Source organism: Ralstonia sp. R-29 (genome assembly GCF_049913345.1).
GTDB lineage: Bacteria > Pseudomonadota > Gammaproteobacteria > Burkholderiales > Burkholderiaceae > Ralstonia.
This window is the reverse complement of sequence record NZ_CP184378.1, coordinates 2,029,840-2,036,932: the sequence shown is the minus strand read 5'-3', so window position 1 is coordinate 2,036,932 and position 7,093 is coordinate 2,029,840. Positions and strand designations below refer to the sequence as shown.

General features: G+C 66.0%; 6 protein-coding genes. 1 reads left to right on the top strand and 5 read right to left on the bottom strand.

What is annotated here, in order from left to right:
• Nucleotides 1–312: 312 nt before the first annotated feature.
• Nucleotides 313–984 carry a hypothetical protein gene (locus ACN9M1_RS26260; protein ID WP_426399791.1) on the top strand — a complete coding sequence of 224 codons (672 nt, stop codon included), beginning with the start codon at nucleotides 313–315 and terminating at the stop codon, nucleotides 982–984.
• A gap of 408 nt (nucleotides 985–1,392) precedes the next feature.
• On the opposite strand, the gene ACN9M1_RS26255 is transcribed toward ACN9M1_RS26260, so the two are convergent.
• The 5 genes from ACN9M1_RS26255 to ACN9M1_RS26235 form a co-directional block, all read right to left on the bottom strand.
• Nucleotides 1,393–1,947 (bottom strand): NADPH-dependent FMN reductase, encoded by a 555-nt coding sequence (locus tag ACN9M1_RS26255; RefSeq protein WP_426399790.1) that lies wholly within the window; start codon nucleotides 1,945–1,947, stop codon nucleotides 1,393–1,395.
• A gap of 61 nt (nucleotides 1,948–2,008) precedes the next feature.
• On the bottom strand, nucleotides 2,009–3,226 hold the full coding sequence (locus ACN9M1_RS26250; protein ID WP_426399789.1) for a cation:proton antiporter: 1,218 nt from the start codon (nucleotides 3,224–3,226) through the stop codon (nucleotides 2,009–2,011).
• A gap of 150 nt (nucleotides 3,227–3,376) precedes the next feature.
• Nucleotides 3,377–4,597: an HlyD family efflux transporter periplasmic adaptor subunit gene (locus ACN9M1_RS26245; protein ID WP_426399788.1), complete on the bottom strand. Its 1,221-nt coding sequence runs from the start codon at nucleotides 4,595–4,597 to the stop codon at nucleotides 3,377–3,379.
• Entirely contained in the window at nucleotides 4,590–6,065 is a 1,476-nt protein-coding gene (locus tag ACN9M1_RS26240; protein ID WP_426399787.1) for an efflux transporter outer membrane subunit, read from the bottom strand. The genes ACN9M1_RS26245 and ACN9M1_RS26240 overlap by 8 nt, the downstream gene beginning before the upstream one ends.
• Nucleotides 6,066–6,109: 44 nt before the next feature.
• On the bottom strand, nucleotides 6,110–7,087 hold the full coding sequence (locus tag ACN9M1_RS26235; RefSeq protein WP_426399786.1) for a glycosyltransferase family 2 protein: 978 nt from the start codon (nucleotides 7,085–7,087) through the stop codon (nucleotides 6,110–6,112).
• Nucleotides 7,088–7,093: the final 6 nt, after the last annotated feature.

Below are 7,093 nucleotides of genomic sequence, written 5' to 3'. Positions count from 1 at the left end.
GCGAAAACGGGGAATGTCGATGAGGGAAGCGGATGGCAATCACCCTATCGAACACCGTGGCTCCGTGAAAAGAGCCACAGATGCTCGACCTGCTGGAGCCAGGCATTCCGAGCCGCCACGGATTAGTCCATTTGATGCCCGGCCAACCACCGATGGTGCGACGCCACGCAAGCCGTTATGGTGCGAGCGGGGGAAGACAGCGTCGGCCAACGACGCGGGCATTGGCTTTGCTGTGCGGAGCACATCCGCAAGCAAAGCACTGGCTCGCCCACCGTTGTGATATCGCACCGTTTTCCTGACCAGGAGCCGCACGTGGCGCCATCGACCGAAGGGAGGGCTCGCCAGCGCATCGGCAGTGGATGCGCCGCAGCGTGGCTCGCGCTCGCTGCGCTGGCGTGGGTGCGCCCACTGCCTGCCGCACCTCGGCTCGTGAACCCCGTCACCATGCGCGTCGACGAAGGCGCATCCGTGGCGCTGCCCCGTGGCTGGGGCCCCTTGCGGCTGGGCAGTGACACGCCCATCCCGAGCGTCCCGCCGACCATCCAGTCACCATTCGGGCCGTCCCGCCTGGTATTTGCGCAACAAACGCCAGCATCGGAAGGCTTTGCGCTGGTGACGGTGCGCCGATCCGACTTCGAGCAAGGTACTCCGCAATACCTCGAGACCGTGCGCGAGCGGCATCTGGCCATCCTCCTCAACCACATGGAAACACGCGTGCACGGCGGTCGCCCGAGCTGGGCCGTACGCCTGGTCCGCAGTAAGCCGCCGGCGCTGCGGTCCTTGGGGGGCCGCCGGGTGATCTATTGGGAAGGCGAGTGGAACACCGGCGGCGATCGCACGGCCATGGTCCGTGGCTACGCCTTTTTCGGGAACGGCGCGGTCTACTTGCTACGCATATTTGGCACCGCCCGGCACGACGAGGCCGCGTTTGCCGAAGAAGCGCGCTTTGCCGATACCGTAGCGGCCACCTTCCGAACGCGATAGTGACCCGTAAGGCACTTGATTTTGTTGCGTCGCACCAACGGCCTTCCATACGCCACACCGATCCCGCAGAGGCGCAGCCCGCGCCACGCAAGCGCTGAAATTTGTTGTTACCTTTGGAACAGTCTGTTCACCCCGCACCGTATTGTTCTTCCGCATTGCAACACCTAAACTTCGTGACAGTTGTTCAGACATCGATTGCCTGAACAAGCATTGCAAGTGTTGTAAGGAGAACAATCATGAAATGGTTGGATATTGGCGCCGTCATGGCCGCCTGGATCGCAAGCTGCGTCGCAGCAGGCTGGCTCATCAGCGCCGCCGCTTTTCTGGCCTGACCTCGCCAGAAACAAAACGGCCGAGCGGGAAGCGCCCCTCCCTGCCCGGCCTTGAAATACCTCGTTGGTCGATTCGTCAGGCGCGCACTTCGCCCGCCCACTGAGCGAATCGATCGACAAACCCCTGCAGGAACTGGCGCGTACGCGCGTCCACCACCTCGCCCTGCGCATCGAAGGGCTCCCCCGCAAAGTGGAAGAACACCTCCGGCAACGGGAGCGTCCTCACGCCCACCGCCGCGAGCACATTGCGCAGTTGGGCCTGCGACAGCGCCGTCCCGATCGCACCGGGTGATGCGCCCGCAATACCCGCCGGCTTGCCACCCCACACGCTCTGGCCATACGGCCGCGAGCCCCAGTCGATGGCGTTTTTCAGCACACCCGGGATGCCCCGGTTGTATTCCGGCGTGACAAACAGCAAAGCGTCGACGCTCGCCACCGCAGCCTTGAAGCGCTGTACGGGCTCGGGCAGGCTGCCATCCAGATCCTGGTTGTAAAGCGGCAGCTCATCAATCTCAATGAACTGGGCCTGCGCGCTTGAAGGCAGCAGCCGCACCAGCGCCTGCGCCAGTTGGCGGTTGAACGACGCCTTGCGCAGGCTGCCGACGATCACACCGATAGTCAGGTTGCTCATGAACGTTCCTCGCTCGAAAAGTTTGGGGTTGGGGTTGCGTGAGTGGCGTCAATCGGTGACGTCAATCAGCCGTCGCCGGTTCGGGTGCCACTTCGCGCTTGATGCGGTTGATCAGGGCAAACATCAGCGGGTTGAGCAGGATCGACAAGATCGCTGCCGCCAACAACAGCCCGCGGGCGCGCGTCGGCAGAATCTCCAGCCCGATGCCCAGGCCGATCAGGATGAACGAAAACTCGCCGATCTGCGCGAGGCTGGCGGAAATCGTGAGCGCCGTCCGGTTACCGTGGCCAAAGGCACGCACCACCGCAAAGGCCGCCAGCGACTTGCCCACTACCACGATCAACACCGTGCCCAGCACCGCCCAGGTGTCATCGATCAGCACACGTGGGTCGAACAGCATGCCCACCGAGACGAAAAACAGCACCGCAAACGCATCGCGCAGTGGCAGCGATTCTTCGGCCGCGCGCTGGCTGAACTCGGATTCGGCCAGCACCATGCCCGCAAAGAACGCACCCAGCGCGAACGACACGCCAAACAGCACCGTTGCGCCGTAGGCCACGCCCAGCGCCGTCGCCAGCACGCCCAGGCGGAACAGCTCACGGCTGCCCGTCATGACGATGCGTTCGAGCATCCATGGGATCACGCGGCGGCCCACCATCAGCATCAACGCGGCAAAGGCCACCACCTTCGAGAGCGTGATCGCCAGCACTTTGATGATGTCCCACGCGCTGATGGCCGTGCTGCCGGAGCCACCTAAAGCCCCAGCCAGCGCCGGCAACAGCACCAGCGTCACCACCATCACGAGGTCTTCGACGATCAACCACCCCACGGCGATGTGGCCCTCGTGCGAATTGTCGATGCCGCGGTCTTCAAGTGCCTTGAGCAGCACCACCGTGCTCGCAACCGACAGCGCCAGGCCGAATACGAGGCCCGGGCCCCAATCCCAGCCGAGCAGCCACGCCAGGCCCATGCCCATGAGCGTGGCCAGCGCAATCTGCCCGATAGCGCCGGGAATGGCGATGGCCTTGACGGCCAGCAGCTCCTTCATCGAAAAGTGCAGCCCCACGCCAAACATCAGCAGGATCACCCCGAGCTCGGCCAGTTGCGGCGCCAGGCTCTGGTCGGCCACGAAGCCCGGCGTAAACGGCCCCGCCACCACGCCCGCCACCAGATAACCCACAAGGGGCGGCAGCCGCAGGCGCTGCGCGAGCGTGCCGAAGATGAAGGCCAGCACCAGGCCGCCGATGATGGTGGAGATAAGCGGGGTGTCGACGTGCATGCGGTCCTGTGAGGTTGGTGCGGGAGGAGGGAAAGGCGCAATGAGGTAGCGAAGCGAACGCGCCACCCAAATGTGACACCCGCCACGCCGATTGGTGCGGCGAGCCTGGGCAACCCTCTCCCGCCGCACACACAGTATGCGCAGACGAGCTTAGCGTGATGTTGCGGCGACGCTGCCCGGTGGTCGGCCACCCGCCTGCGCCGCAGCAAGAAGCGTTCGCACCAGGGCATCGGCCTGTGCCATGGCGGGGTCCGCCGCATCGGCGGTGGGTGTATGCGGCGCCGTTGGCACTGCGCCCAGTAGCCTGCCCTCACGCGCGTGCGTATCAATCGACACCGTCATCGACACGCCGATCGGCAGCGGGCGCGCGGCCATTTCTGCCGGATCGAGCGCCACCATCACCGGCACCCGCTGGACGACCTTGACCCAATTGCCCGCAGCATTCTGTGGCGGCAGCATTGAAAATGCGCCGCCCGTGCCGGGCGACAACCCGGCGATGTGGCCACGAAACACCACGTCGGCGCCATACAGGTCGGACACGACCTCGACGGGTTGCCCGATGCGCACATTGCGGATCTGACCCTCCTTCAGGTTGGCTTCTACCCACAACTGGGACAGCGGCACGATCGCCATGAGTTGTGCGCCCGCGCCGATGGGTTGCCCCACCTGCACCGAGCGCTGAACCACGCAGCCGTCGACGGGGGCAGCGATGGTCATGCGCGCCAGTTGCAGATAGGCGGCCCGCACCTGCTGGGCGGCATCGGCGACGGCCGGGTTGTCTTCGGCACGCACATCGCCCATCACGGCACGGCTTGCCGCCACTTGGTTGCGCGCCGCCGCCAAGTTGGCGCGGGCCTGCTCGACCGACATGCGCGCCCGCGCCAGTTCCTCTTCCGACACCACCTCCGCCGATGCACCCGAGCGTGCCGCCAGTGCGCGCTCGGTCAAGGTCAGCTCCGCAGCCCGTGCGCGGACGGCATCTTCATACATGGCCGAGGTCAGGCTGCCTTCGCGGGTGCGCCGCACGGCCAGCGTCAATTGCGCCTTGGCACGCTCCAGCGCGATCTGCGCGTCGGCCGGGTCCAGCCTGACCAACAACTGACCAGCCTTCACGCACTCGGTATTGCCAACCCCCACGTCGCGCACGATGCCGGCTGTCTGCGCGGCAATCTGCACCACGTTGCCGGCCACGTAGGCGTTGTCGGTGTCCTCCAGATAGCGGCCGCGCAGCAGCCAATATGTGACGGCGACTGCGGCAATGGCCAGCACCACGCCCAGCAGCGCGGCAAACATGGCGTTGCGCCGCCGTACCTTGCGCGGGTCGCGCACGGTCACAGCCGCCGCCTGATCGATGAGTGGCTCCCTATGCATGCGTGTTGCGCCCGTTGACGTTGATGTCGAATCCCCCGCCCAGCGCCCGCATGAGGGCGATCCAAGCATCGCGCCGCTGCGCTTGCAGGGCAGCCAGCCGCAGTTGCTCATCCAGCAGCGCCGCTTGCGCCGCGAGTTGTTCCGCGCGCGTCAGCAGACCACGCCGATGGCGTTCGTCGGCGATCTGCGCCATGCGCTCACGTGCGGCAAGCACCTGCGCTTGATGACGGGCCAGCCCCTCCGCGCTATTGAGCGCGAGGACGGAACGGGCCACCTCACCCAGCGCCTCGTCCAGCGTCTTGTTGTACAGCGCCACCATCGTGTCGGCGCTTGCTTCTTCAGCGCGCAGTTGCGCCTGCAGGCGCGGGCGCTCGAACAGCGGCAACGAGAGCGCCGGCCCCGCTGCCAGCGTGATCGACGAACGCGAAAACAGCGTGTTCACGTTGAGCGATGAAAAACCGGTGACGGCAAGCAAGTTGATGTTCGGATAGAACTGCGCCCGCGCGGCATCGATCCGGCCGCCGGCTGCATCCGCCCGCAGGCGCGCGGCCACGATGTCCGGCCGCCGGCCGAGCAGGTCCAACGGCAACGTCGGCGGCAGCGTTGCGCCGGCCGGTTCGGCCATCTTGGGCCGGCCGAGCGCAAGACCACGTTCGGGGCCGCTGCCAGCCAGCACGCCCATCTGCAACCGCAACTGCGTGATGGCGTCATCGGCCTGCTGCAATTGCGCCTGCAAGGCAGCGTCGGCGGCACGGGTGGCTTCGGCGTCGTAGCCATTGTCCAACCCACGCCGGGCGCGCTCGCCGCTGATGGCATGGCGGCGCTGGGCATCGCGCACCTTGTGTTCAAGAAGATCGCGCCGGGCAAACGCGTAGTCGAACTGGCTGTAAAGCGTGACCAGCGCGCTCACCAGCGCAAGGCGTGCCTGTTGGGCATCGACAGCGGCAGCGGCACGTTCCGACAACAACGCGCGGCCAATCGCCCGGTTGTGGCCCCACAGGTCGAGGTCGTATCGCGCCGCGCCAATCACGCTGCTCGGCGAGGCCCATGGCTCACTGAACAATTCAATGGGGAAGTTCGTGCCGGCCACGTTGACGTTGGCCACGCCATCCACCTGCGGCGCGCGCGCCTTCATGACGCTGGCCGTGGCCGTACCCGCCAGGCCGGTCACCGAGCCGAATGCGTCCAACTGAGCCTGCGCGGCCGCCATGCGTGCATGCGCCACGTCAAGGTCGGGGCTGTTGGCGCAGGCCTCATCCACCAGCGCGGTCAATTGCGGATCGGCAAACACATCGACCCAGTGCGCCGTGGGCCAGGCGGCGTTGTCCGGCCCAGCTGCCTCAGCGCTGGCCAGCGTGTGGGCGAGCGCATCGGGTGCCGGTGTGCGCATCGATACCGCGCGCTGATCAGGGCCAACGCACCCGGCCAATGCCACCACCGCCAGCGCAGCAAACACGGCCGCCAACATCGGCGCACGCCGTGTCCCTCTCCACCTCGATGGCGGCGACATGGTCAACGGCTGAAGAAGCGGGCTGCCAGCCGTGGCCGCGCCAGTTCAATCGAACCCAGCCGACCACGCAGTGCATCGACGATGCCACAGCCAATGCCCAGGAGTTTGGCTCGCTTGTCGCGCTCGAACAGCGCGATCTGCACCACCTGCCACAGCGTGATCAGGTTGGGCGTGATGGCAAGCGGCAAACCCGGCCCGTACTGCAATGCCAGGTGCATGCCGTTGCGCGCAATGTAGTAGCGCCGAAATGCCGGATGGTTCATCGATGTCATGTGCAGAAAGCCAAGCCGGTGTTCGCGCTTGTTGCCGATCTGGTGCGACAGCACGAGCCTGGGCACCACATAGAACGGCACGCCGCGTGCAAGCGCACGCAATGCGTATTCCGTATCCACGTGATCGATGAACAGTGCCTCTGAAAACGTGCCCAGCCGTTCGAATGCCTGCCGCGAGACCACCGAGCCCGACGACAACAGAAACGAGCACCGCTGCAATGCGGCCGACGTGTCGATCTTCACGCGCCGGATCGTGAAGCCGTTGCTGACGATTTCGGGCAGGAAGCGCTGGGCGCCCTCGTCATAGATGCGCGGGCCAACCACGAACGCGCTGTCGCCAAGCGCGGCACAGGCCTCGCGCATGGTGGGGAAGTAATCATCGCTGGCACGTGAATCCTGATCAAACAGCGCGACGGCGGCCGCCCCTTCGGCAAACAGCGCGCGCAGGCCCCGGTTGAATGCCCCGGCGATCCCCCCTTCGTTGCCATTGAACAGGTAGGTAACGCCCTGCTCGGTCAACCATCGCGCGCGTTCCGGATCCGCCTGTGGCGAGTTATCGATCGCCAGCAAGCGTGGCGTGCGTGCGCGCAGGCGGACGAGATGCGCGACGTCGTCGTCGGACGGCCGGTACAACACGACCAGCGCTGCGGGTATGCCGACGTGTTCCGCGAGTTCGGCGGGCTCAGAGGTCAGTTCAGTGGCGGACATGGTCGT